The following is a 23,985-nucleotide window of genomic DNA, read 5'->3' as shown; positions in this document are numbered from 1 at the left end:
CGCTCAGAAGGCGACGCGGGCCCGCATCAGGGTGGCGTCGCCGGATCGGGCCCAGAGCTCGGCGCCGTCGTCTGTCAGGCGGCCCTCGGCCGTGACCGTCTCCCCGGCGAAGGCGGGCTTGAGCGCGCGGAACGAGAAACGGCTGATCGCTTGGCGGGGCATGGCGTCCAGCAGCAGCAAGGCGATCAGCGGGCCATGCACGACGAGGCCTGGATAGCCCTCGACCTGCGTCGCATAGCCAAGGTCGTAGTGGATGCGGTGGCTGTTCGAGGTCGCGGCCGAGAAGGCGAACAGCAAAACGGGGTCGGTGGCCGTGTCCTGGCTCCAGGCGGCGGGCGGGGGAGGCCCGCTGTCCGCCACACGCGGCGCCGGCGATGCGCTCGTGTAGACGATGGTCTGGCGCTCGCGAACGCAGATCTCGCCAGCCTGGGAGATCACACGATCGACGGTGACGAAGGCGAGGGGGCCGCTGGCCCCCGGCTTCTCCTCGATATTGGCAATGGTCTCGACAAGATCCGTCTCCTGGCCGGCCACAAGCGCGCCGGAGAAGGTCATGTCGGCCGAGGCGAACATCCGCCTAGGGGCTTCGATCGGCGGCAGGAACAGGCCTCGGCGCGGGTGGCCATCGGGGCCGAGGTCAGCGCGCGAAACGGGCTCGGCCAGGCAGGCCCAGTGCCAGGCGGGCGGGACCTCGCTGGGCGCGTCCCGGTTCAGCAGCGCCGCCAGCCTGGCGAGGTCTGCGGCCTCCAGCACGGCGGTTCTGTTGCGTGTCCGCCCGATCCAGTCCGCGTGCGGCGACATCAGTAGGAGCGTGGCAGGCCGAGCACGTGCTCGGCGACATAGGCCAGGATCAGGTTCGTCGAGATCGGCGCCACCTGATAGAGGCGCGTCTCGCGGAACTTGCGCTCGATGTCGTACTCCTCGGCGAAGCCGAAGCCGCCGTGGGTCTGCAGGCACATGTCGGCCGCCGCCCAGGAGGCCTCGGAGGCCAGCATCTTGCCGATATTGGCCTGCTCGCCGCAGGGCTGGCCGGCGTCGTAGCGCGCCGCTGCGTCATAGATCGTCAGCCGCGCGGCGTGGGCCTGGGCGTAGGCGCGGGCGATCGGGAACTGCACGCCCTGGTTCTGGCCGATGGGGCGACCAAAGACGACGCGGCTGTTGGCGTAGTCTCGCGCCTTGCCGATCAGCCAGGCGGCGTCGCCCAGGCATTCGGCCCCAATGAGGATGCGCTCGGCGTTCATGCCGTCGAGGATGTAGCGGAAGCCCTTGCCTTCCTCGCCGATCAGGCTGTCGGCCGGAATGACGAGGTTGTCGAAGAACACCTCGGTCGTGGCGTGGTTCAGCATGGTGGCGATCGGCTTGATCGTCAGGCCTTTGCCCAGCGCGGCGCGCATGTCGACAAGGAACACCGACAGGCCGTCGGCCTTGCGCGTCACCTGGTCCTTGGGCGTGGTGCGGGCCAAGAGCACCATCAGGTCGGAGTGCTCGGCGCGGCTGGTCCAGACCTTCTGGCCGTTGATGACATAGGTGTCGCCCTCGCGGCGGGCGAAGGTCGAGATCGAGGTCGTATCGGTGCCGGCCGTGGGCTCGGTGACGCCGAAGGCCTGCAGCCTGATCGAACCGTCGGCGATGCGCGGCAGCCAGGTTTCCTTCTGCGCCGTCGATCCGTGCCGTAGCACCGTGCCCATCGTATACATCTGGGCGTGCAGGGCTGCGGCGTTGCCGCCGCTGGCGTGGACCTCTTCCAGGATCGCCGCCGCCGCCGTCAGGCCAAGGCCGCCGCCGCCGTATTCCTCGGGGATCAGAACGCCCAGAAGGCCCGCCTTGGTCATGGCGGCCACGAAGTCGGTCGGATAGGCCTTCTCACGATCCAGGCCGCGCCAATAGGGCGGGGGGAAGTCGCGGCACAGGGCCCGCACCGTGTGGCGCAGGGCCTCGATCAGTTCGGGATCGGCGAGCGACACTAGACGCGCGCGAAGGCAAGGGCCGCGCCCTGGCCGACGCCGATGCAGAGGGTGGCCAGACCGCGCTGGCCGCCGGTGGCTTCCAACTGGCGCAAGGCGGTGAGGACCAGACGCGCGCCGGATGCGCCCAACGGGTGGCCCAGCGCAATGGCCCCGCCGTTGGCGTTCACATGCGCGCCGTCGTCGGGTAGGCCCAGCTGGCGTAGCACGGCCAGCCCCTGAGCGGCGAAGGCCTCGTTCAGCTCGACGACATCGAAGTCGCCGATCGAAAGGCCGGTCTTGGCCATCAGCTTGCGGACGGCCGGAACCGGACCGATCCCCATCACGCGCGGCTCGACCCCGGCGGTGGCGTAGCCGGTGATCCGAGCGCGGGGCGCCAGGCCATGGCGCTTCACGGCCTCCTCCGAGGCGATGACGAGGGCCACCGCGCCGTCATTGACGCCCGAGGCGTTGCCGGCCGTGACCGTGCCGCCCTCGCGGACGATGGGCTTCAGCTTGGCCAGGGCCTCCATGGTGGTCTCGCGCGGGTGCTCGTCGCGATCGACGATCGTCGGACCCGCCTTGCCGGGGATCTCGACGGGCGTGATCTCACCGGCCAGGAAGCCGTTGGCCTGGGCGGCGGCGGCGCGGGCTTGGCTACGCAGGGCGAAAGCGTCCTGGTCTTCGCGGTTGACGCCATGGTCCGTGGCGACGTTCTCGGCGGTCTCGGGCATGGAGTCGACGCCGTACAGCTTGCGCATGGCCGGGTTCACGAAGCGCCAGCCGATCGTGGTGTCGAAGATCTCGGCGTTGCGCGAGAAGGCGCTGTCGGCCTTGCCCATCACGAACGGCGCGCGGCTCATGCTCTCGACGCCGCCGGCGATGACCAGGTCATTGTGGCCCGAGGCGATGGCGCGGGCGGCGTAGCCCACGGCCTCCAGGCCCGAGGCGCAGAGGCGGTTCACGGTCACGCCCGGAACCGACACCGGATAGCCGGCCAGCAGCAGGGCCATACGGGCGACGTTGCGGTTGTCCTCGCCGGCCTGGTTGGCGCTGCCCAGCACCACCTCGTCGATCGCCGAAAGATCAAGGCCGGGATTGCGGGCGGCCAGGGCCTTCAGCGGGATCGCCGCCAGGTCGTCGGCGCGCACCTTCGAGAGCGACCCGCCATAGCGACCGATCGGGGTGCGGATCCCGTCACAGATATAGGCGGCGGTCATGCGAGCTCTCCCATCATCGCGATCAAACACTTGTTAGATGCGCGAGGTCGGAGCCTCAACGGTTTTCGAGATTGACGATGGGGAAGTCGCAGGCCTCAGCGCTTGACCGAGGTCGGGGCGGTCATCCGCAGGATTTCTCGGCTGCGACGGGTGATGCCGTAGAGCGTGCCCTTGTCGCTCTCATCCCAATCGATGGCCTGGCCCTCGGCCTCCATGGGCAGGGTTTCGAGATGGTCGAGCACGCCGCCGCCGTTCGGAAGCGCGACGACGTAAAGTTCAGGCAGGTCGTGGCCGCTCAGATACAGCCGTCCGTCCGGGCCCCAGCCGCCGCCGGAGATGCTCATCGGCTTGATGCGCTCCAGGATCGAGGCGGGCAGGGCCCAGCCTTCCAGGCGTCGCCACTGGTCGTCGAACTTGACCAGGGTCGTATGGCGGTGATCGCGCGGGGCCTCGCCGCCCTTGGCGTCATAGTTGGCGAACATCGCCCACCAGAAGCCGTCCTTGCGATCGACCCAGGTGATCGAGCCTGTGCCGAGCCCGAGGGAGACGCTCTTGCGATGCGCCAGGGTCATCGGATCGAAGAATTCGACCGTGCTGACATGGGGCGTGCCCGGAAAGTTCGAGCTGGCGCAGACCAGATCCTTGGCGATCACGGCGCAGGAATTGATGTGCGGAAAGCGCGAGCGCTGGCCGGTCCATTCGCCGCGCTTCTCGCCGGTCTTCTTGTCCAGGCGGACGATGTTGAAATTGCTGACCGCGTAGAGGTCGTGAGGGCCGACCGCCACGCCCTGGGTGGCGTTGCTGGCGTAGCGGCGGGCCGTCTCGAATCCGACGGCGGTCGTAGGGGCGGCAGGCGGGGTGATCGTGGCGACTTGAAGTGTCGCTGCGATGGCCAGGACGAGTGACACGATCGACCCCTTTGTCCCTTAGAAGTTCACGGCCGCGCCGACCCAGTAGGTGCGACCGTAGTTCGCCCATTCTTGCAGATAGCGCCGGCCGGGGCCCGTGACTTCCTGGCGACCGGTGTTCGAGAGGTTCTGGCCCTCGACGAACAGGCTCAAATGCTTGTTCCAGCGCCAGGACAGGCTGGCGTCAAAGACGTGGCGACCTTTCCAGTACTGGTCGGAATTGACGTTGGCGTCGTTGATCGTTTCCAGCTGGCCGCCGATATAGTTGTGCGACACGCGGGCTTCGAACGGTCCGCGCTGGTAGTAGACCGCCGCGTTGGTGGTGATCTCGGGCTGTTGGAACAGACCCGTCACGCGCGGGCCGGTCGAGGTCCGGAACGTGAACTCGGTGTCCAGCCAAGTGACGTTGCCGTTGAAGCCGAAGCCGTCCAGCGGCGCGGGCAGGAAGGTGAAGGCCTGCTGTACGGCGAACTCGACGCCCTTGATCTTGGCCGTCTCGGCGTTGCGCGGGGTCGAGATCAGCACCGTTTCGACGCCCCGGCCCACATCGAGCCGCTCGCTGGACGACAGGGTGAAGATCTCGTTCTTGATGTCCTTGGAGAACACCGCCAGCGAGACCATGCCGTCGGTCGGGTAGAACTCGACGGAGAGGTCGAAGCCTTCGCTTTCGCGCGCCTTCAGGTCGGGATTGCCGCGCGACAGGGTCGGCTGGCTGCCGTCGAAGTTCAGGGTCTCGGTCGCGGCGAGCGACCCGTAGTCCGGGCGGCCAATCGTATTGGTCCAGGCGGCGCGGACGATGAGGTCGGTGCGCGGCTTCCACTGCAGGTGCAGGCTGGGCAGCCAGTTGCCGTAGCTGCCGTCGTTCGAGACCGGCGTGAGCACGCCGCCGGTGTTGCGCACGGCGTCCGACGTCACCTTCGTGCGCTCATAGCGCAGGCCGCCCAGCAGGGTCAGGTCGCCGACGCGATAGCTGGCCTGGGCGTATCCGGCCTGAACGTCTTCGCTGACATCGTAGTTGCCGGTCGGCGCCGAGACGGTGGTGGTGAAGCAGCTGCGGTTGGTCTGGAAGAACGCCGTGGCGGCTTCGGCGTCGATACGCGGGTCGAGGCGGTAACGGCCGGCGATCAGCTGGCTCGGCCCGGCCTTGTCGACCTCGGCCAGGGTGTAGACGAAGCCCGTGGCGGCTCGATAGTTGACCTGGCTGTTGCGGAAGTCGCGTTCGCTCGACCGCAGGACGCCGCCAAACTTGAGCTTCCAGCGCATGTCGTCGTCGAAGGTGACGTCCAGGCGCGCCTGGGTGGTGCTTTCGTTGGTCTTGGTCAGCGCGTCCCGGTGCTGCTGCAGGACATAGTTGGCCGGGTTACGCAGGGCCGCTTCGTTGACGGGATTGAACGTCGGGAGCAGCCGGTTGGTGGTGTCGTAGGTGAAGGCGTAGTTGGCGCCTTGAGCGTCCACGGTGCGGAATTCGACCGAGTGGTTGGGAACCTTCAGTCCGGCGAGCGAGTAGACGAGGTCGCCGTCGAGCTTCCAGTTCGGCGCGAAGGACCAGGCAAAGCCCGTACGCGCCAGGCCGATCTCACGCGTCGTGATCGGCTGGTTCAGGTGGATGATGCCACGGCCGCGCGCGAAGGCGCCGCTGGTCGGGGTCTGGTTGGCGACATTGCCCAGCGGTTCGATCCGGTACTCGATCCGCTCCTCGTCATCCTCCATGCGCGAGGCCAGCACCGAGGCGTCCCAGCGGAACGCGTCGGTCGGGCGGTACTCGAGCTTGGCGTTCACGCCGCTGCGCTGCTTGGTGTTGTTGTACCAGAACAGACGCACCTGGGTCGGCACCTGAAGGCCATTGCCCGTGGGCGAGCCCGACAACACCGGCGCGCCGGCGGCGGTGTATTCGCGAACGCTGGGGTCGGCGGCCTCGACCTGGGGGATGTCGTAATCGAGCTGCTCGTGCGAGGCGCCGATCACGACGCCCCACTGATCCTCGGCGCCGAAGGTGCGGCCTGCGGCGAAGGCCAGGCGGTAGGAGGGCTTGTCGTTGCGGACGTCACCACTGCGCTCGTACTGGCCGTACGAGGCCATGCCGTTGAAGAACGGGCGCTTGGCGTCGAAGGCGCTGCGGGTGGTGACGTTGATGACGCCGCCGATGGCGTTACCGTCGTTCTCCGGGGTCACCGTCTTGATGACCTCCAAGCGGCCGGCCATCACCGAGGGGACGATGTCCATCGGCACGGTGCGGCCGCTTTCATCGACCGAGGCGACCAGGGCGCCGTCGATCGTGGTGCGGTTATAGGTCGAGCGCAGGCCGCGAATAACGGGGAAGCGCGGCTCGCCCTGGTCTTCCATGACCGAGATGCCGGGGATGCGGCGAAGAGCGGCGGCCGTGTTGTGGTCGGGCAGCTTGCCGATGTCGTCGGCGGAGACCACGTCAGACACGACGAACGCCTGGCGCTTGACCGCGATGGCGGCGCGCTGGGCCTCGCGCTGACCGGTGATCACCACCGCGTCGACGGTGGTCGCATCCTGGGCGAAAGCGATCATCGGGGCGCACAGGGCGCTCGTGGCCAGCAGGCCGGTGATCAGGTTACGAGACATCAGTTTCGACACGAGCCCACTCCAACGCTTTGTGGGGCCGGTGATACGGAGGCTCGACGACGCGAAGACTAAGCTTTCGTCGCGGTTTCGATACGGAAAAACCAAGGTTCTGTGTCGTGAGGCGAGGGGGCTCGGCTTAAGGCGGTGGGCGGCAAGCTTCAGGTCGCCGCGCAACGGAGCCGTCGTCGAGCCGGCTCAAGAACAGTCGAAGCAAGCGCGGTAACGCCAGCGCAAGCATCACTTGTAAAGCAAAAGGGGAGTTTTCGAACGCGGCCTCAGCGGAAGGCCTAGATCTCCAAGAGGAGAATGGTGGGTGTAGTAGGATTCGAACCTACGACCCGCTGATTAAGAGTCAGCTGCTCTACCAACTGAGCTATACACCCATTCGACGGTCCGAAGCACTTGCGAGCCCCGGCGGCGAGGCGCGGAACATACGCAATGATTTTGGGAGCGCAAGCGCTTTTTGCATGGCCAGACGAGATATTAGCGGCGCGGTGGATTTCGCGTACCTGGAGGGGTTCGCGGCCGGAGATTTCGCGGTGGTCGACGAGGTGCTGGCGCTGTTCCGCGAGCAGGCCGCGCTGTGGTCTCCGATGCTGGATCCGTCGCATCCTGGATGGAAGGACGCGGTGCACACTGTGAAGGGCGCGGCACGGGGCGTGGGGGCCTTCGCCTTGGGTGAGGTCTGCGAACGCTGTGAAGCGGGGCTGGAGAGCCTGGAAGCGGTCAGGACGGCCTTGGATACGGCGTTGCTGGATATCGCCGCCTACGCGCACGAACAGGCGCTGCGCTCGCTCAAGGGTTAGCCCAAGAAAAAAGGGCCGAAGCTCTCGCTTCGGCCCGCAGGGGAGTGGAGGGGATTGGCGCGCTAGAAGGTGGCGCGCAGGGTCACCTGATAGGTGCGACCGTCGTAGTCGATGAAGCGCGGCAGCATCGGGTCGTTCTCGTATTCAGCGCGCTGGGCGTTGGTCAGGTTGAACGCGTCGACCGACACCGTCATGCGCTCGGTGAGCTTGTAGGAGGCCGAGGCGTCAAGCTGGCTGCGCGCCTTGACGGTCCGGGCGTCGCCGACGAACGAGTTGCCGGCGGCGAGGTCGTACTTGTCGCGCCAGTTGTAAACGAGGCGGAGGCCGCCCCAGCCGGCTTCATAGTATCCGATCAGGTTGAGATTGTTCTTGGACACGCTGGGCAGGGTGATCTTTTTCCCCGCCGTGTCGACGCCGTCGATCTTGGTGTACGAATAGTTGAAAGCGCCGCCGAAGTTCTTCCAGAAGCCCGGCAAGAAATCCAGATTCTGCTGGATGTTGAACTCCAGCCCGGTGACGGTCATCGGTGATTGGTTGGTCCGGCCGCTGACGCGCACCTCGGCGTTCTTGAGGACGCCGCCCGAGCCGACGAAGCGGTTGGAGCTGACGCACCTGGGCGAACCCGCCGAGGTGTCGATGGTCAGCGTGCCGAGATCGACATCGATGCCGTCAATCTTGCCGCTGGACGGGCAGAGCACCGACGGGTCGGTGATCGGGCCGATGAAGCCCTTGATCTCCTTGCGGTAGGCGGCGAGCGAGACTAGTCCGCCCGGACGGTTGTACCACTCCAGCGACGCGTCGAACGAGTCGGCGGTGTAGGGCTTGATGTCGGTGGCGCCGAGCGTGACGGTATAAACCGGGTCGGTCGGCGGGTTCACGTCCACCGGGATCTGAACGAAGGTCGTCGGGACGTTGTCACGCGGCTGCGGACGCACATAGGTGCGATAGGCGGCGGCGCGGAACACCAGGTCGTCACGCAGATCGGCCATGAAGATCGCCGACGGCAGCCAGTAGTCATACTCGTTCTTCCGCACCGAGGTGCTGAGCGAGTGATTGATCGGGCCGGCCTGGTTCGACAGGGCCGTGGTGCAGTTCTTACAGTTCAGAGCGACGATCTTCTGCTCGGTGCGCTCGTAGCGCGTGCCGACCGTGCCGCGGAACGGGATGCTGAACAGGTCCCCCTTGAACTTGGCCGCCGCATACGCCGAGTAGACGTCGTTCTGGTTGCTGAAGTTGTTATTCCAGTAGTTGCCGTCCGTGTAGTTGTTCACGAAGCCATAGGGCGTCAGGAACACGCCAGGCGCGCCCAGCTGGAACTGGTCGGGGAGGCCGTTGGGGTTCAGCGGCGTACGCAGATTGGTGTTGAGCGGCGTGACCGCCTTCAGCACCCGCTGAATATCGACCGTCATCCAGTTGCTTGTCGCGCCGGGCGCTTTGCCGCCGAAGAAGTCGTTCGCATAGGACAGCTGGAAGGCCATGTCCGGCGTGACGTTCTGGGTCTGCGCGCCCAGGGCGGTGTTGCGCGAGCCGCTGGAGGTGAACTTGGCTTGTTCGGCGCGGCCGCCGAATTGCAGCACGGTGAAGAAGCCATCCAGGGTGCGTTCAAAGTCGACCTGGAAAGCGTCGAGTTCGTTCTCGGCCTTGCCGTTCGTGCCCGTGACGCCAAACCGGTCGGCGGCGGTCGTGGCGCTCTGGCCCGGCATCGGCGCGCCCGCCTGGGTGGTGGCCGTGGCGGTCGCCGGGATCGGGAAGCCGCCGTTGGGCAGGTGGGTCGCCTTGGGCGTCGTCAGGTTCGCCGAGTAGTTCGACAGGTCTGAGCCGCCGAGGTTCACCAGCGCGACGATACCGTTCAGGCCGGCGGGGCCGAGGTTACGGTAGGGGTTCTGGACAACGTCGAATTCGATCTGGTTGGCGTAGGCCTTGGCGCGCGAGACCGTCAGGGTGGCGGTGGCCTTCCAGTCGTCGTTCTTGAACTCAAGGCTCGGATTAATGGCCCAGGTCGAGTTCTCGGCCGGCTCGGACCGGACCGAGTCGAACGTGTTGATGTTCTCGGCCTTGAACGTGTTGATGTAGGCGCGGTCGCCGTTCGGCGTCTTGACGATGAAGGGCGTGCCGATGTCGCTGATCTTGGCGACGGCCGAGGTGGCGGCGAGGCCTGTATTGGTGCCGTTGCCTGCGCCCGCGTCGATATAGAGCAGGTGGTTGGTGGCCTCATCCAGCTTGCGCTTGGTGATGAAGGCGTTGGTCCCGAACTTCCAGGAGTCGTTGATCCGGTACTCAAAGCCCGTCGAAGCCGACAGGGTCGTGCCGCGGTTGAACTTCACCAGCTGGCGCGTCTGGCTGGGATAATAGACGCCGCCCGGGTTCTGGGCGATCAGCGCATCGTAGACCGGGTTCGAGCCGGCGGCGGCCTGGTTGCCCACCTGGATCGCGCCCAGGCGGTTGCCCCACGAGTTCACGGTGATCGAGTCGCGCCGGAACTTCTCGTCCTTCCAAGCCACCACGCCGAACACCGCGAAGTCGTTCGTCAGGTGCTTGTTGTAGCCCAGCGAGGCGAGCGGGCTGCCGAGGCTTCCCAGGTCATTGTACTCGTAGGACAGCTTGGCGAAGCCGCCGTCCTTGCGCGACAGGGCGGGGTTGATCCGCAGATCGACATTGCCCGACAGGCCGCCAGCCAGGTTCGAGGCCGAGGGCGTCTTGATGACGTTGATCGCCGTGAAGATGTCCGAGTTGAACGCGCCCAGCGGGGTCGAGCCGTTCAGGATCGGATCAGCGAACGCGCCGCCGTTCAGCGTGGTGCGGGCGAAGCTGCCGGGAAGGCCCCGCAGGCTGATCGTGGCGTTGCGGCTGCCGGCTTCGCGATTGATCTGTACGCCCGGAATGCGTTGGATGGCTTCGCCGACGTTGAGGTCCGGGAAGCGGCCCAGGCCGTCAGAGGAGATGCCGTCCGAGATTTCCAGCGTCTCGCGCTTGGTCGCGATCGCGTTGGCGTAGGCTTGTCGGAAGCCGGTGACGACGACGGCTTCGACGGTCTCGGCCTCCGCCTTCTGGCTATCAGTCGTTTGGGCGTGGGCCACGGCGCCGACCGCGAGGGTCGCGCAGGACGCCATCAGCGCGGTGCGAAGTGCGAAGGTGTTGCGTGCAAGGATCATGAGAATGCCTCCCCCGGCGCACTGACCTGGCGCCCTTGGGTGACTTATCCGACCAGTTCGCTGCGTTGTCAAGAATTGGTAATGCCACTTTGTTGAGGTCGTCGTTCACCTGGTCAGGCCAAACAGTTGGCGCGTCTTCTGGCGATGTTCGCCCCAACCGGCCTGCCCTGCCGACTTTCAGCGGCGATCAAACCACCCTGTCGCCTCGGCGTCGCGCACTTGAGTCGCCAATACGGAGCGTACTTTGACGTTGATTTATCCGACCAATGGTATGACCAGATACCAAGGTGCGGTTTGACCGGACGCCCCCATCGGCGGATCGCCGGATAAAGGAAGCGTAATTGGCGAGACGGCGCAGTCGCGGCTAGAAGAGTGGCTCTGACATCAGGAGTCTTTCATGCCTACCAGCCCCTGGAGCCACCAGCGGAACGCCAACGTCGCTGACGACATCGACTTCGAGATCAAGGGCGAGGATCTGCAGTTCGTCGAGATCGAGCTCGACCCGGGCGAAAGCGCGGTGGCTGAAGCCGGCGCCTTCGTCTGGAAGGACGCCACAGTGCAGATGACCACGGTGTTCGGGGACGGCGCCGCCGACCAGGGCGGTGGCTTCATGGGCAAGCTGCTGGGCGCGGGCAAGCGTCTGATCACCGGCGAAAGCCTGTTCACGACCGTCTTCACGCACCACGGGACGGGCAAGGCGCGTGTAGCGTTCGCCTCGCCGACTCCCGGCACCATCCTGCCGCTGAACCTGGGGCAACTGGGCGGGACGCTGATCTGCCAGAAGGACAGCTTCCTGGCGGCCGCGCGCGGCGTCTCGATCGGCCTTCACTTCCAGAAGCGGATGATGACCGGCCTGTTCGGCGGCGAAGGCTTCATCATGCAGCGGCTGGAAGGCGACGGCTGGGTGTTCGTCCAGATGGGCGGAACGCTGGTCGAGCGCACCCTGGCGCCGGGCGAGGAACTGCACATCGATACGGGCTGTCTGGCCGCCTATACGCCGGATGTCGACTTCGACCTCGTCATGGCCGGCGGCGTGAAGAGCGTGCTGTTCGGCGGCGAAGGCCTGTTCTTCGCCCGCGTGCGGGGTCCCGGTAAGGTCTGGATCCAATCCCTGCCGTTCGCGCGCCTGGCCGGCCGCATGCTGCAGGCGGCCAACCACCAGGGCGGCAATCAGGGCGAGGGCTCGATCCTGGGCGGCTTTGGTCGGATGATCGACGGGAACTAGTTTAGCGTCCTTCTCCCCTTGCGGGAGAAGGTGTCAGCGCAGCTGACGGATGAGGGGTCTCTCGGCGTCGCCCTTGCGACCCCTCACCCGGTCCTGCGGACCACCCTCTCCCGCAAGGGGAGAGGGCACAGGGGCTCACCCCTTCGTCCGATCCCAGCTGTCGTATTCATAGGCGATGCAGCGGTCGATTAGCGTGCGCCAAACGGGCTCGGCGATCGCTTCGGACAGGCCGGCTTCGCGAGCGGCGCCCTTGACCTTTTCCACCACATCCTCGATCCGCGCCCGGTCGAAGACCTTGTTGCGGTCGGCCTTGATGCGCGCCGCTGCGTCCATGTAGCCCTGACGCTCGGTCAGGAGCTGGACCAGGGCCCGGTCCAGGGCGTCAACGCCCCGGCGCACATCGACCATGGTCTGGCAGTCGGCGGGCGCGAGGCGCTCATCGACCGTGAGAGTCGTCGTTTTCATGCGCCCCTTTAAGCGGTTTTGGGGCGGTCGGACCATCCCAAAACCTGACGATTCCACCGTCAGATGCCCGCGCCGTTGTCCAGGGTGCGCAGCGCCGCCTCGTGCGCCTCGGCTTCCGCCTTCAGCCAGTTCACGAAGGCCTTCACCTGCGGCAGTCGACCCTTCGCCTTGGGGTGAACCACATAGTAGGCGAAGTCGACGGCTGTGGACGCCTCGAACGGGATGACCAGGCGTCCGGAGTCGAGATCGGCCTGGGCCAGGGTGCGCTTGGCCAGGGCGATGCCCCGGCCGTTGGCGGCGGCCTCAATCACCAGGCTGGACTGGTTGAAGCGGGGTCCCCGCGCGCCGTCGACGCCCTTGATCCCGCGCGCGGCCAGCCACATCGCCCAGTCCGGGCAGCTGTCATCGGCGTCGGGCGAGCCGTCGTGCAGCAGGATATGATGCTGCAGGTCCTCGGGGCGCTCCAGGGCGTTCTGCTCCAGCAGGTCGGGGCTGGCGACCGGGACGACGGTCTCGTGCAGCAGGCGGATGACCTCCAGGCCCGGATAGCGACCCGAGCCGTAGCGGATGGCCATGTCGACCTCGCCGGTGGCGAAGTCCACCACCTCCATGCCCGCCGACAGCCAGACGTCGACCTGCGGATGGGCCTGCTCGAACTTGCCCAGGCGCGGCACCAGCCATTTGGCTGCGAACGAGGGCGCGGCGGTCAGGGTCAGGCGGCGGCCATCCACGGCGGCGGTGAGCAGGCTGGCGGCTTCGGCCAAGCGATCGAACGCTTCGCGAAGGGCGGGTAGGGCGGTCTGCGCCGCGTCGGTCAGCAGCAGGCCCTTGGGCGTGCGCTTGAAGAGCGCCGCGCCGACATAGTCTTCCAGGTTCTGGATCTGTTGGCTGACCGCGCCAGGGGTCACCGACAGCTCGTCCGCCGCCCGGCTGAAGTTCAAATGGCGCGCGGCGGCCTCGAACGCGCGAAGGGCGTTCAGCGGCGGCAGGCGACGGCGCTCGGTCGGTCTTTCCATAGTTTTCCTGAACGCCCCGGCAGAAGTCCTTGTTTGCGAATTGGCCCCTCCGGCCTGAGTTTGCAAGCGTTCGCTGGCGGATTGGCCCTTTTCGTCGGCGCGTGCGAGCGGGGTTGTCCTTAGGGATGACCCCGCCTTGCGTTCCAGCGCTTTATTCCAAGCGGCCTGATAGAGGTTCTAAACCCATGGCCCGCCAGCCAGCCCGAAATCGCCCGCCCGGACTTGTCGTCGTCGGTGGCAAACAGGCGGGCCGCCCGCTCGGCGCGGTGTGGCTTGTCGGCGCGGGCCCCGGCGATCCGGACCTGCTGACGTTCCGGGCGTTCAACGCCCTGCGGGCCGCCGACGTCGTGGTGCACGACGGCCTGGTGTCCGAAGAGATTCTCGACCTCGCCCCGAGCCGCGCCCGGCGGATCAACGTCGCCAAGCGCAAGTCGCGCCACACCTTGCCGCAGGACGATATCAACCAACTGCTGGTCGCCCTGGCGCTGGAAGGGCTGACCGTGGTCCGGCTGAAGGGCGGCGATCCGTTCCTGTTTGGTCGCGGCGGCGAGGAGCTGGCGGCCTGTCGCGCCGCAGGCGTCGACTGCCATGTGGTGCCGGGCGTCACCGCCGCCCTGGCGGCCAGCGCCGGCGCCGGGGCGCCGCTCACCCATCGGGGCTCGGCCCAGGCGGTGACCTTCGTCACGGGTCACGCGGCGCACGGAGAGCCTGACCTCGACTGGGTGGCGCTGGCGCGACCGAACCAGACCGTCGTCGTCTATATGGGCGTCTCGACCGCCGCCTTGATCGCCGAACGCCTGGTCGCGGCCGGTCGCGCGGCGTCGACGCCGGCCCTGATCGTCGAGAATGCGAGCCGCGCGGACGAGCGTCGGCTTCTGACGACCCTGTCCGGCTTGGCCGAAGCCGCCGCAGGCGTGAAGGGCCCCGCGCTGCTGATGGTGGGCGAGGCCATGGCGATGGCGGAAGTTCAATCTCCTCCCCCGTTGACGGGGGAGGGGGACCGCGAAGCGGTGGAGGGGGCGCTCGCCGCAAAGCGCGCCCCCTCCGTCATCTCGCCCATGGGCGAGCTGACACCTCCCCCGCTTCGCTGGGCAGGAGAGTTCAAATGAAAGCCGTAGTCGCCAATCGCCTGATCGACGGCGAGGTCGTGTTCTGGAAGTCAGGCCAGTGGGTCGAACGCTTCGGCGACGCCGAGCTGTTCGACGCCGAAGCGCCGGTCGAGCACGCCGTGTCGGTCGGTAAGGGCCAGCCCACCGTCGTGGTCGACGTCTATCCGATCGACCTCGTGCAGTCCGACGGTCGCTGGGCGCCGCTCAGCTATCGCGAACGCATCCGGGCCCTGGGCCCCACCAATGAGCCCACGCACGGCAAGCAGGCCGAGGGCGGCGACGTCGTCGAGGCGCTGCGTCACGCTGCGGGCGCGGCGCGGTCGACCGGTCGCGTTGACCTGATCCGCAGGAAGTAGGGCGGCATGTACCAGTACGATCTCATCGACAAGGAATTCCTGGCCGACCGCTCGGCCGAGTTCCGAGGGCAGGTCGCCCGCCGTCTCTCCGGCGAGCTGACTGAAGACCAGTTCAAGCCGCTGCGGCTGATGAACGGGCTCTATCTGCAACTACACGCCTACATGCTGCGGGTGGCGATCCCATACGGCTCATTGAACCCGGTCCAGGCGCGGCGCCTCGCGCAGATCGCGCGCGACTACGACAAGGGCTATGGCCACTTCACCACGCGGCAGAACATCCAGTTCAACTGGATCAAGCTGAAGGACGCGCCCGAGATTCTGGACAAGCTGGCCGAGGTTGATCTCCACGCCATCCAGACCAGCGGCAACTGCATCCGCAACACCACGTCCGACCCTTACGCCGGCGCCACGGCCGAGGAGGTCGATGACCCGCGCGTGTGGTCCGAGGTGATCCGCCAGTGGTCGACCCTGCACCCGGAATTCTCGTTCCTGCCGCGCAAGTTCAAGATCGCCATCACCGCCTCGGCCAAGGACCGCACGGCGGCCAAGGTCCACGATATCGGCCTTCTGATGCGCAAGGGCCGCGATGGCCAGCTGGGCTTCGAGGTGATCGTCGGCGGCGGACAGGGGCGCACGCCCTATGTCGGCCCGACCATCAAAGAGTTCCTGCCGACCGACCGGCTGCTGAGCTATCTGGAAGCCGTTCTGCGCGTCTATAATCGCCACGGTCGGCGAGACAATATCTACAAGGCTCGGATCAAGATCCTGGTCGCCGCCCTCGGCGCGGAAGAGTTCGCCCGTCAGGTCGACGAGGAGTGGGCCAAGATCGACGCCGCCCGCGCCGACCTGCCGACCGCAGAACTGGCCCGCATCCGCGCCGCCTTCGCCAAGACCCCGTTCGAGACCCTGCCGGCGCGCTCGGACGCCTTCGAAACCGCCAAGGCCAATGACGCGGCCTTCGCGCGGTTCGTTCGCAACAACGTCAAGCCGCACAAGCAGCCGGGCTATGCGATCGTCGAGGTCTCGCTGAAGGCCCAGGAGCAGACGCCGGGCGACGCTTCGGCCGACCAACTCGAGGTGGTCGCCGATCTTGCCGAACAGTTCAGCCTGAACGACCTGCGCGTGACCCATGCGCAGAACCTCGTCCTGCCGCACGTCAAGCTGGACGACTTGCCGACGGTGTTCGCGACGCTGCAGACGTCCGGCCTCGCCACGCCGAACATCGACCTCGTCAGCGACATCATCGCCTGCCCGGGCCTCGACTATTGCGCCCTGGCCAACGCCCGCGCCATTCCGGTCGCGCAGGACATCGCGCGGCAGTTTGCGGACCTGGATCGCGCCGAAAAGGTCGGCGAGCTGAAGATCAAGATCAGCGGCTGCATCAACGCCTGCGGTCACCACCACGTGGCCCATATCGGCATCCTGGGCGTCGATAAGAAGGGCGAGGAGTTCTACCAGCTTTCGCTGGGCGGCTCGGGCGCCGAAGACGCCTCGATCGGCAAGATCCTGGGGCCGGCGCTTCCGGCCGACAAGGTCGCCACGGCGGTCGATCAGCTGGTCGGGGCCTATCTCAACGTCCGAAACGACGGCGAGCGTTTCCTCGACACCTATCGCCGGGTCGGTCTCGAGCCCTTCAAGGAGGCGGTCTATGCCCAAGCTGATTGAGCTCGTTGACGGACAGGCCCGCTGGACCGAGGACGCCTTCACCGCCCTGACCGACGAGGACGCGATCCCGCCCGGCGGCGACGTGATCCTGTCCTTGGCCCGTTTCCAGGCCGAGGGCGACGCGCTGCTGGCCTCCAACAGCCGTCGCGTCGGCGTGCGGATCGAGCCCGACCAGGAGGTCGAGGTCTTGGCCTATGACCTGGCGCGCATCGCGGTGGTGGCCCTGGCCTTTCCGAAGTTCCGCGACGGTCGCGCCTATACCTCGGCGCGTCTGCTGCGCGAGCGGTTCGGCTATCAGGGTCAGATCCGCGCCGTGGGCGATGTGCTGCAGGAGCAGGCGGGCTTCATGGTCCGCTGCGGCTTCGACGCGTTCGAACCCGCCGATGGCGCGACGCCAGACGTGCTGACCAAGGCGGCCAACCGCTTCCGGCACGTCTATCAGCGCGCGGCTGACGATCGCCCGATCGCGCTGGATGAGAGGGCGGTCTAGTGGCCTACGACCAGACGAGCGCGACGGCTCCAGGCCTTGCCGCCCGGCTGGACGCCGAGCTGCGCGACGCCCATCCCAGCGCGATCCTCCGCGCGGCTCATGACCATTTCGGCGACAAGCTGGCGCTGGTGTCGTCGTTCGGCGCGGAGTCGGCGGTGCTGCTGCATCTGGCGTCGCGTGTCTCGCCCAGCCTGCCGGTTCTGTTCCTCGACACCGGCATGCTGTTTGGTCAGACGCTGGACTATCGCAAAAATCTCGCCGCTCAGTTTGGCCTGACCGATGTCCGCGATCTGCGACCGGCTTTCGCGGACCTGGCGACCCAGGATCCCAGTTCCGACCTCTGGCGGACCAGCGTCGACGGCTGCTGCCACATTCGCAAGGTTCTGCCGCTGGATCGAGCGTTGGGCGGCTTCGACGCCTGGATCACCGGTCGCAAGCGCTTCCACGGCGGCGATCGCCTGAGCCTGCCAGTGGTCGAAGAGGCCGACGGCAAGATCAAGTTCAACCCGCTGGCCAACTGGTCCAAGGCCGAGCTCGACGCCCATGTCGCCGAGCACGACCTGCCGGCCCACCCGCTGGTCGCCCAGGGCTATGCCTCGGTCGGCTGCTGGCCGTGCACGCAGCCTTCCGACGACGGACGATCCGGGCGTTGGGCGGGCCAGGAAAAGACCGAGTGCGGCATCCACGTCGCGCGGGCGCCCGGTGTCGCGCCGAACGTGGGTGGGGATATCTGATCTAAATCCTCCCCCCAGCGGGGGAGGCGGCGCGAAGCGCCGGAGGGGGAAGCGCTTAACGCATCATCTCTTCCCCCTCCGTCGCCTCTTCGAGCCGACACCTCCCCCGCTGGGGGGAGGATCTTCTGGCTCTACTCCCCAGGCCGATACGTCCGCACCGCGTGCTTCTTGACGTCCTCGGGATAGAAATAGACGTCGCGCAGGTTGCCGATCACATAGCGCGGGGCCTGGTCGTTGAAGTGCGGTGAGGCGGGGTCACCGCTCTCGCCGCCGGCCGAGATGGCGCGGGCGCGGACCTTGTCACCGAACTGCACGACCGCCACGAAGCTGTTGCCCAGCGTGCCATAGTACTTCTTCGTGCCCGGCCAGCGCTTGGCCCCGAACGAGGCCAACGAGCCCCACTGGGCCGAGGTAAAGCCCACCGGAAGGCTGGGCTTGGTGTCATCGAAGGTCTGGACGATGGCGCCGTCATTGCGCTGGAAGCGGTTGATCTCGCCCCACGGGGTTTTCCACGACCCGAAGTCGGCGGTCAGGCGGTCCGAAGCCTCGGCCAGGGCCGCCAGCTTGTCGGCCGCTGAGAGCTTGTCGGCCATATAGTCATAGGTGTTGAGCCCTTGCGCCTTGGCGGCCGGCGCGGCCTTGGCCCACATCGCCTCACCCCAGAACACCGCCAGGGACGTCTCCGTCGAGCGCGCGGACCACTTGCGATCCCAGGCCGCCAGGGCGGCCACCTGCGCGGCGACCTTGGCCTTGATCGGGTCGCTGTCGGGCGTCGCCGCATAGGCGGTCTCAAGCGTCGGGATCAGGCGCGCGAATGCGGTCAGGTAAGGATCGTAGGCTTTCTCGATCAGGCCGCCGAGCGTCAGGTTCTTGACGTCCTTCAGAACCAACTCGGCGTGCAGGCCGCGCGGGTTTTCACCGAAGGTGTCCATATACTTCGGGAAGTCCGCCAGCTTGGGGCTATAGGGGCCCGCCGCCGTATAGGGCCAGTTGTTGGTGTTGAAGGTCCAGCCGTTCGGCGGGTTCAGCACCTGGGGCGCGTCTTTCAGCGCATGCAGGCCCTTCCAGTCGGTCGCGGGGTCTGCGCCATCGACGGGCTTGGTGTAGTCGAAGCGATCGTCACGCATCGGGATGAACTGCGGGTGCAGATAGGCGATCTCGCCCTTGGCGCTGGCGAACAGGGTGTTGTTCGACGAATTGGCCTTCAGCTCCGCCACCTTCATGAATGAGGCGTAGTCGGTCGCCTTGGTGCGCAGGAACGACTGCTGGAGCGCGGCGACCGGCTTGTTCATCAGCGCGATGCTGATCCACTTGCCGTTCTCCTCGCGCACGATGGGGCCGCGATGGGTCTTGAAGACGGTGAACTTGCGTTCGGCCATCGCTCCGTCGGCGGTGCGATAGGGGACGGTGATGACCTCGGTCTTCAGGGGACGTAGCTGGTCGCCGTACTTGTAGAAGCGCTGGCCGTCCTTCTCGACGATCGTTTCGATGAACTCGTCCACGACGTCGACGCCGCTGGAGGTGTGCATCCAGCCGGCCTTGGCGTTGAAGCCCTGATAGATGAAGAACTGGCCCCAGGTCGTGGCGCCGTAGGCGTTCAGGCCTTCGTTGCTCGAGACCTGCATCTCGGAGCGGAAGAAGAAGCTGGTGTGGGGGTTGATCAACAACATCGCCGCGCCATCCAGAGTCAGCTTTGGCGCGATGGCGATGCCGTTCGAGCCGGTGGGCTCCTTGAACAGCAGGCCCTTCTCATCGGCGGTCATGGCCAGCTGGCGCTTGCCGTAGAAGGCTTCCAGCTGCGTCAGCGCCACGCGCTCGATGTCGCCGCCGATGCTGCCTTCCGAGAAGCTCAAGGCCATCCAGGGCTCGAAGCGCTGGATCGCCCGCGGCTTCACGGTCGGGTGGGTGTCCAGATAGTAGTTGAGGCCGTCGGCCCAGGCATTCATCAGCGCCTTCAGCCAGGCCGGGCTTTTGGCGTAGTCGGCCTTCAGCATCGCCGGATCGATGAACAGCTTCTGGCGCAGGTCGGCCCAGATCGCCTTCTCGCCCTCGGCCTCGGCGGTGCGGCCCAGCGAGGTCATGAAGTTGGCCTCGACCCGGTTGAAGTCGTCCTCGGCCTGGGCGTAGGCCATGCCGAACACCGCATCGGCGTCGGTCTTGCCGTGGATGTGGGCGATGCCCCAAGTGTCGCGGGTGATCTCGACCTTGGCCGCGCGGGCTTTCAGTCGAGACAGATCATCGCCGGCCTGGGCCGAGCCTGCGCAGAGCACGGCGCACAGCGCCAGGATGCTGACCGAGTAGCGACGCATGACGACCCCCGAAAACTAGACGCGCCCCGAAAGAAGCCGCGATCCAAGCCGAGTTCGGGGATCAACGCCAGTCCGCCTGGCGGATCAGGGGCATTATTGAGGCGGACAGCCCTTGAATTCGCCGACCTTGGAGACCGACAGGCTGGAAAGATCCAGGCCGCGCAGCGCCTTCATCGAGCTGGCGCCGACACCGCTGAACAGGTCCAGCTTCAGGCCCTTGATCGCGCCGCCGATATCCGAGGCGTACCAGTAGCCGTCGTGCTTTTCGCCGTTCGGCATCGGCAGCCCGACCGTCTCCTTGATGAAGATGACGGTGCGGCGGGGAATGACCTTAGGATCGACGGCCACCGTGCGCATGGCGGCGACCCTGCAACCCAGCGAGTCGAACGCACGAATGCCCTTGGCGCCGGCGTGGTACATCGTCGCCTTCATCTTCCACTCGACCGAGCCGGGCAGGGCGCCGCCGCTCAGCGCGGAGGTGATCAGATCGCCGAGCGGATCGGCGTGCGTGGCGGGAGTGGCGGAAGCCGTCGCAGAGTCCGCCTCTGGGGCGGTTGCAGCGATGGCGGGAGCGGCGAATGCGGAGATGACCGCGGTGGCCAAAATTCCGGCGAGCTTGCGTCGCATCGAGGGTGTCCTCTTATCGGCGGTCTGTCGGGCGGGCTCTGGATAGTCCGATCACGGCTCCGTGACAACCCTGTGAGTCGATATGGCGACGCAGGGTCTCGCGCCGTGCGCGAAAAACCGGCATCGATTCAGGGGTTTGAAACTGGGCCTTAGGGGAGTCGTTTTTCGTTCCCAGGCTGCGTGAAGAGGGTGCGAGCATGGCGTTGCAGATCTATGGCGACTCGATTTCCGGCAACTGCCTGAAGGTCAAATGGACCGCTGATCGGCTCGGCGTCGCTTACGAATGGATCGAGACCAACGTCCTGACCGCTGAAACCCGCACCTCGGCGTTCATGGCCTTGAACCCCGCTGGCCAGGTTCCGCTGGCGGTGTTTCCGGACGGGCGACCGCTGGCGCAATCGAACGCGATCATGTTCCATCTGGCGGAAGGTTCGGATCTGATCCCCGGCGACGCCTTCGATCGCGCGAAGATGCTCGAGTGGATGTTCTGGGAGCAGTACAGCCACGAGCCCTATATCGCGGTCGCGCGCTTCCAGATGCTCTATCTGGGCAAACCGGTCGAGAGCCTTGAGCCGCGCCTCATCGAGCGCGGGGCGGCCGCGCTGGCGCGCCTCGAAACACAGCTGCAACAATCAACATTTCTGGTCGGGGACAAGCTGACCCTGGCGGATGTCGCCCTGGTGGCCTACACCCGCGTCGCGCATGAGGGTGGGTTCGATCTTTCGCTCTATCCGGCCGTTGAGGCGTGGGTGGGGCGCGTCGAAGCCGATCTCGGCATTAAATAATCTCCCGGAGCTAAGTCCTTGCGCCTGTCGTCCAGCCTGAAAGTTCTCGCCCTCGCCGCCGCGTTGTCGGCGCCGGCCGCATCGGCGCTCGCCTGGGGCGCGTCGGGCCATCGCGTCGTCGGCGTGGTCGCGGCCAGCAACCTTCCGGCGGATGTGCCGGCGTTCCTGCGCACCCAGACCGCCATCGCCGCCATCGGCGAGTATGCGCGCGAACCGGACCGCTGGAAGGGCTCGGGGAAGATCCACGGCACCGATCGTGACTCCGCCCACTTCCTGGACCTCGACGACCAGGGCCGCATGTATGGCGGCCCCATGTTCACGGTGGCGACCCTGCCGCCGACGCGCGCCGACTATGAGACCGCGCTGCGTGCGGTCGGGCAGGATAGCTGGAAGGCCGGCTACCTGCCTTACGCGATCATCGACGGCTACCAGCAGCTGGTGAAGGACTTCACCTACTGGCGCATCCTGACGGCGGTGGTGAAGATCGAGAAGGACGCGACAAAGCTCGCCTACTACAAGGCCGACCTGAAGCGCCGGGAGGAGCTGCTGCTCCGCGATCTGGGCGTTTGGGCGCACTATGTGGGCGACGCCAGCCAGCCGCTGCACCTGTCGGTGCACTACAACGGCTGGGGGGACTATCCCAATCCGAACGGCTACACCAACTCGCGCCAGATCCACTCTCAGTTCGAGGGGCCCCTGGCCAAGGCGCTGGGCGATCAGGCGTCGATCCAGGCGCTGGTTCCGGCCTACAAGTCTTGTGCGTGCTCGATCGAGACCCGCGTCGTCGGATACCTGACCGAGACCTGGAAGCAGACTGAACCGCTGTACCAGCTGGAGAAGGCGGGAGCCTTGGTCCCGACCGATCCTCGCGCCAAGACCTTTGTTCAGGCCCGGATCGCCGCTGGCGCCACGGCCCTGCGCGATCTGGTCGTCGACGCCTGGACCGAGAGCGCCACCGGCAAGATCGGCTATCGTCCGGAGATCAGCGTCGCCGACGTCGAGACGGGCAAAGCCGATCCCTGGCTCGATCTCTACGGCAAGGACTGATCCAGCGATGCTGGCTTTCGGCGCGCCCGTCGCGGGGCTGACCTACAAGGACCGTTCCGCGGCGTTCGGCGTGGCCGAGAACAACCTGGGTCAGATCGCCCTGGCCCAGGTCACCAAGCCCGGAAAGGCCCCGTACTTCGACCTCCCGGGCGGTGCGGTGGATGGTGACGAGACCGAGGCCCAGGCCGTCGTCCGGGAGTTTGGTGAAGAGACAGGCCTCATCGTGGAGGCCGGCGTGCTGATTGATCGCGTCTCGCAGGTCTTCCTGAAGTCTGACGGGCAGCCCGTCAGGAACTTCGGCGGCGTCTATGTGGTCCGGGTCCTAGGCCTGGAGCCAGGTCTCAAGGTCGAGGATGACCACGCCCTTGTCTGGCTGGATCCCCGCGACGCGGTCGTCGCCCTCCGCCACGACGCCCATGCTTGGGCGGTCGCGGCTTGGATGCGACGCGGCTAGAGCCCTTTAGCTTTAATTGGAATCATCTAAAGCGTTTGAAAGGGCTCTAACTGTTTGATTTTAGAGCCTGTTTATCTGGCTTAGATGGTTTCATCTAAACCAGACAGGCTCTAGGCTGGTCTTGAGGTGGCCTCAGTTCGAAGCCAGGGCGATGTCGGCGCCGCTGCGGCGCGCCAGCTTCAGGTCCGCCGACTGACGTTCGGACAGGGCGTCCTGCAGATCCTCATTGAAGTCCATCAGGCAGGCCTTGACCGACAGGCCCCGGAAACCCTTGGCTTCGCAGGTGCGATTGGCGGCGATGTTGGCGCGGCGGGCGAACTCGCGCGCACCGGCGGGGCTGGAAAGGTCCAGATCGCCAACCTTGACCCGGACGATCGGGGCTTCCGAGCGATCGCCAGCATGGGCGGCGGTGAGGCCGATGATCGGCGTGGCGGCCAGGGCCAGGGCGGCGGCGACGGCGATGCGGTTGACGAACTTGCTCATGTCTTGATCCTCGGCTTGGGTGGTCGCTTGGCGATCCGTTGATCGAGGATGTAGAGCGGCCAGACGCCGAACGCCCGTTACGACTGCTTCATGACGCCGAATTAAGTCTATGAAAAAGAAGTCATAATTGGCGAGTTCCGAGTACGGCCTCTTTGCGTGCGCGGCTTTCGTAAATGATTAACCGCAAACCTTGGGTCTTCGTTAGCCGGCTTCTGTCACAACACACCCATCAACTTTGTTCGCCAGAAGGGATGGGCGGCTATGAAATTCTCGATCGCGATCGCCGCGGGTATCGCTGGCAGCTTCTTTGTCGCTCAGGCCGCTACGGCCGCCGGCGGTTTCGAAGACCAGATGGCCCGTTGCCTGCAACAACACGCCAACACGCGCGACGCCGCGCAAGTCATGCTCGAATGCAATGCCGACGGCGGCAAGCTGTCGGACTGCAAGGTCGTTGACAACAGCGCCGCCGGCAAGGGCTTCGACAAGGCCGCCATGTGCATCGCTGAAAAGCTGCCGATGGGCGCCAAGACCGGCACCGTGAAGGTTCCGTTCCGCTTCCCGGGCGGCGCGTAAGCAACAGCTCGTCAACTGACGAAGCA

Annotated in this window: 22 protein-coding genes and 1 tRNA gene; 11 read left to right on the top strand and 12 right to left on the bottom strand. The window is 66.3% G+C overall.

Features of this window, described 5'->3' with window-relative positions; translation table 11 throughout:
* Positions 1–3 precede the first annotated feature (3 nt).
* The 6 genes from CA606_RS12975 to CA606_RS12950 form a co-directional block, all read right to left on the bottom strand.
* Entirely contained in the window at positions 4–801 is a 798-nt protein-coding gene (locus CA606_RS12975; protein ID WP_096050749.1) for an FAS1-like dehydratase domain-containing protein, read from the bottom strand.
* Positions 801–1,964 (bottom strand): acyl-CoA dehydrogenase family protein, encoded by a 1,164-nt coding sequence (locus tag CA606_RS12970; protein ID WP_096050750.1) that lies wholly within the window; start codon positions 1,962–1,964, stop codon positions 801–803. Before CA606_RS12970 ends, CA606_RS12975 begins: the two co-directional genes overlap by 1 nt.
* Positions 1,964–3,163 (bottom strand): 3-oxoadipyl-CoA thiolase, encoded by a 1,200-nt coding sequence (pcaF, locus tag CA606_RS12965; protein ID WP_096050751.1) that lies wholly within the window; start codon positions 3,161–3,163, stop codon positions 1,964–1,966. The genes CA606_RS12970 and pcaF overlap by 1 nt, the downstream gene beginning before the upstream one ends.
* A 95-nt stretch (positions 3,164–3,258) precedes the next feature.
* Positions 3,259–4,071 carry a hypothetical protein gene (locus CA606_RS12960; RefSeq protein WP_096050752.1) on the bottom strand — a complete coding sequence of 271 codons (813 nt, stop codon included), beginning with the start codon at positions 4,069–4,071 and terminating at the stop codon, positions 3,259–3,261.
* An 18-nt stretch (positions 4,072–4,089) separates the two neighbouring features.
* A complete protein-coding gene (locus CA606_RS12955; RefSeq protein WP_096050753.1) occupies positions 4,090–6,768 on the bottom strand; it encodes a TonB-dependent receptor in 2,679 nt (892 codons plus the stop codon).
* Between the two features lie 202 nt (positions 6,769–6,970).
* A tRNA-Lys gene (locus CA606_RS12950) sits at positions 6,971–7,046 on the bottom strand.
* A gap of 84 nt (positions 7,047–7,130) precedes the next feature.
* On the opposite strand from CA606_RS12950, the gene CA606_RS12945 reads away from it, so the two are divergent.
* Positions 7,131–7,469 carry an Hpt domain-containing protein gene (locus CA606_RS12945; RefSeq protein ID WP_096050754.1) on the top strand — a complete coding sequence of 113 codons (339 nt, stop codon included), beginning with the start codon at positions 7,131–7,133 and terminating at the stop codon, positions 7,467–7,469.
* Between the two features lie 62 nt (positions 7,470–7,531).
* Here the strand turns inward: CA606_RS12945 and CA606_RS12940 are convergent, their stop codons facing one another.
* Positions 7,532–10,621 carry a TonB-dependent receptor gene (locus tag CA606_RS12940; RefSeq protein ID WP_096050755.1) on the bottom strand — a complete coding sequence of 1,030 codons (3,090 nt, stop codon included), beginning with the start codon at positions 10,619–10,621 and terminating at the stop codon, positions 7,532–7,534.
* Positions 10,622–11,018: 397 nt separating this feature from the next.
* Here CA606_RS12940 and CA606_RS12935 point away from each other — a divergent pair, with 397 nt between their 5' ends.
* Positions 11,019–11,846, top strand: coding sequence for an AIM24 family protein (locus CA606_RS12935; protein WP_096050756.1), 828 nt, complete (start codon positions 11,019–11,021; stop codon positions 11,844–11,846).
* A gap of 135 nt (positions 11,847–11,981) precedes the next feature.
* Here CA606_RS12935 and CA606_RS12930 read toward each other — a convergent pair whose 3' ends face one another.
* Positions 11,982–12,311, bottom strand: a complete 330-nt coding sequence (locus CA606_RS12930; protein ID WP_181242579.1) for a chorismate mutase — start codon at positions 12,309–12,311, stop codon at positions 11,982–11,984.
* Positions 12,312–12,370: 59 nt separating this feature from the next.
* On the bottom strand, positions 12,371–13,327 hold the full coding sequence (gcvA, locus tag CA606_RS12925) for a transcriptional regulator GcvA (RefSeq protein WP_096050758.1): 957 nt from the start codon (positions 13,325–13,327) through the stop codon (positions 12,371–12,373).
* A gap of 185 nt (positions 13,328–13,512) precedes the next feature.
* On the opposite strand from gcvA, the gene cobA reads away from it, so the two are divergent.
* From cobA to CA606_RS12900, 5 genes are read left to right on the top strand one after another with little or no spacing between them, the layout of a single operon-like run.
* Positions 13,513–14,436 (top strand): uroporphyrinogen-III C-methyltransferase, encoded by a 924-nt coding sequence (gene cobA, locus CA606_RS12920; protein ID WP_096050759.1) that lies wholly within the window; start codon positions 13,513–13,515, stop codon positions 14,434–14,436.
* Positions 14,433–14,792: a DUF2849 domain-containing protein gene (locus CA606_RS12915; protein ID WP_096050760.1), complete on the top strand. Its 360-nt coding sequence runs from the start codon at positions 14,433–14,435 to the stop codon at positions 14,790–14,792. The genes cobA and CA606_RS12915 overlap by 4 nt, the downstream gene beginning before the upstream one ends.
* Before the next feature lie 6 nt (positions 14,793–14,798).
* The gene (locus CA606_RS12910) at positions 14,799–16,457 is read left to right on the top strand and encodes a nitrite/sulfite reductase (RefSeq protein ID WP_096050761.1); all 1,659 of its coding nucleotides are present in this window, start codon (positions 14,799–14,801) and stop codon (positions 16,455–16,457) included.
* Complete coding sequence (locus CA606_RS12905; RefSeq protein WP_096050762.1) at positions 16,441–16,947, top strand: DUF934 domain-containing protein; 507 nt, start codon at positions 16,441–16,443, stop codon at positions 16,945–16,947. The genes CA606_RS12910 and CA606_RS12905 overlap by 17 nt, the downstream gene beginning before the upstream one ends.
* Positions 16,947–17,681, top strand: a complete 735-nt coding sequence (locus CA606_RS12900; protein ID WP_096050763.1) for a phosphoadenylyl-sulfate reductase — start codon at positions 16,947–16,949, stop codon at positions 17,679–17,681. The genes CA606_RS12905 and CA606_RS12900 overlap by 1 nt, the downstream gene beginning before the upstream one ends.
* 131 nt (positions 17,682–17,812) lie before the next feature.
* Here CA606_RS12900 and CA606_RS12895 read toward each other — a convergent pair whose 3' ends face one another.
* Both CA606_RS12895 and CA606_RS12890 read right to left on the bottom strand, forming a co-directional pair.
* Positions 17,813–19,990, bottom strand: a complete 2,178-nt coding sequence (locus CA606_RS12895) for an acylase (protein WP_096050764.1) — start codon at positions 19,988–19,990, stop codon at positions 17,813–17,815.
* 93 nt (positions 19,991–20,083) lie between these two features.
* Positions 20,084–20,617 (bottom strand): 3D domain-containing protein, encoded by a 534-nt coding sequence (locus CA606_RS12890; RefSeq protein WP_096050765.1) that lies wholly within the window; start codon positions 20,615–20,617, stop codon positions 20,084–20,086.
* A gap of 197 nt (positions 20,618–20,814) precedes the next feature.
* On the opposite strand from CA606_RS12890, the gene CA606_RS12885 reads away from it, so the two are divergent.
* The 3 genes from CA606_RS12885 to CA606_RS12875 are packed head-to-tail and all read left to right on the top strand — an operon-like array spanning position 20,815 to position 22,903.
* Entirely contained in the window at positions 20,815–21,402 is a 588-nt protein-coding gene (locus CA606_RS12885; protein WP_096050766.1) for a glutathione S-transferase family protein, read from the top strand.
* Positions 21,403–21,420: 18 nt separating this feature from the next.
* Entirely contained in the window at positions 21,421–22,449 is a 1,029-nt protein-coding gene (locus tag CA606_RS12880) for a S1/P1 Nuclease (RefSeq protein ID WP_096050767.1), read from the top strand.
* Positions 22,450–22,456: 7 nt separating this feature from the next.
* The gene (locus tag CA606_RS12875; RefSeq protein WP_096050768.1) at positions 22,457–22,903 is read left to right on the top strand and encodes an NUDIX domain-containing protein; all 447 of its coding nucleotides are present in this window, start codon (positions 22,457–22,459) and stop codon (positions 22,901–22,903) included.
* 132 nt (positions 22,904–23,035) lie between these two features.
* On the opposite strand, the gene CA606_RS12870 is transcribed toward CA606_RS12875, so the two are convergent.
* Positions 23,036–23,386, bottom strand: a complete 351-nt coding sequence (locus CA606_RS12870) for a UrcA family protein (protein WP_096050769.1) — start codon at positions 23,384–23,386, stop codon at positions 23,036–23,038.
* A 261-nt stretch (positions 23,387–23,647) separates the two neighbouring features.
* Here CA606_RS12870 and CA606_RS12865 point away from each other — a divergent pair, with 261 nt between their 5' ends.
* On the top strand, positions 23,648–23,959 hold the full coding sequence (locus tag CA606_RS12865) for a hypothetical protein (protein ID WP_096050770.1): 312 nt from the start codon (positions 23,648–23,650) through the stop codon (positions 23,957–23,959).
* Positions 23,960–23,985: the final 26 nt, after the last annotated feature.

It is taken from the genome of Caulobacter vibrioides (genome assembly GCF_002310375.3).
In the GTDB taxonomy this organism is placed as follows: Bacteria; Pseudomonadota; Alphaproteobacteria; order Caulobacterales; family Caulobacteraceae; genus Caulobacter; species Caulobacter vibrioides_D.
The sequence above is the reverse complement of the archived record's forward strand: the minus strand, read 5'-3'. Positions and strand labels throughout refer to the sequence as shown.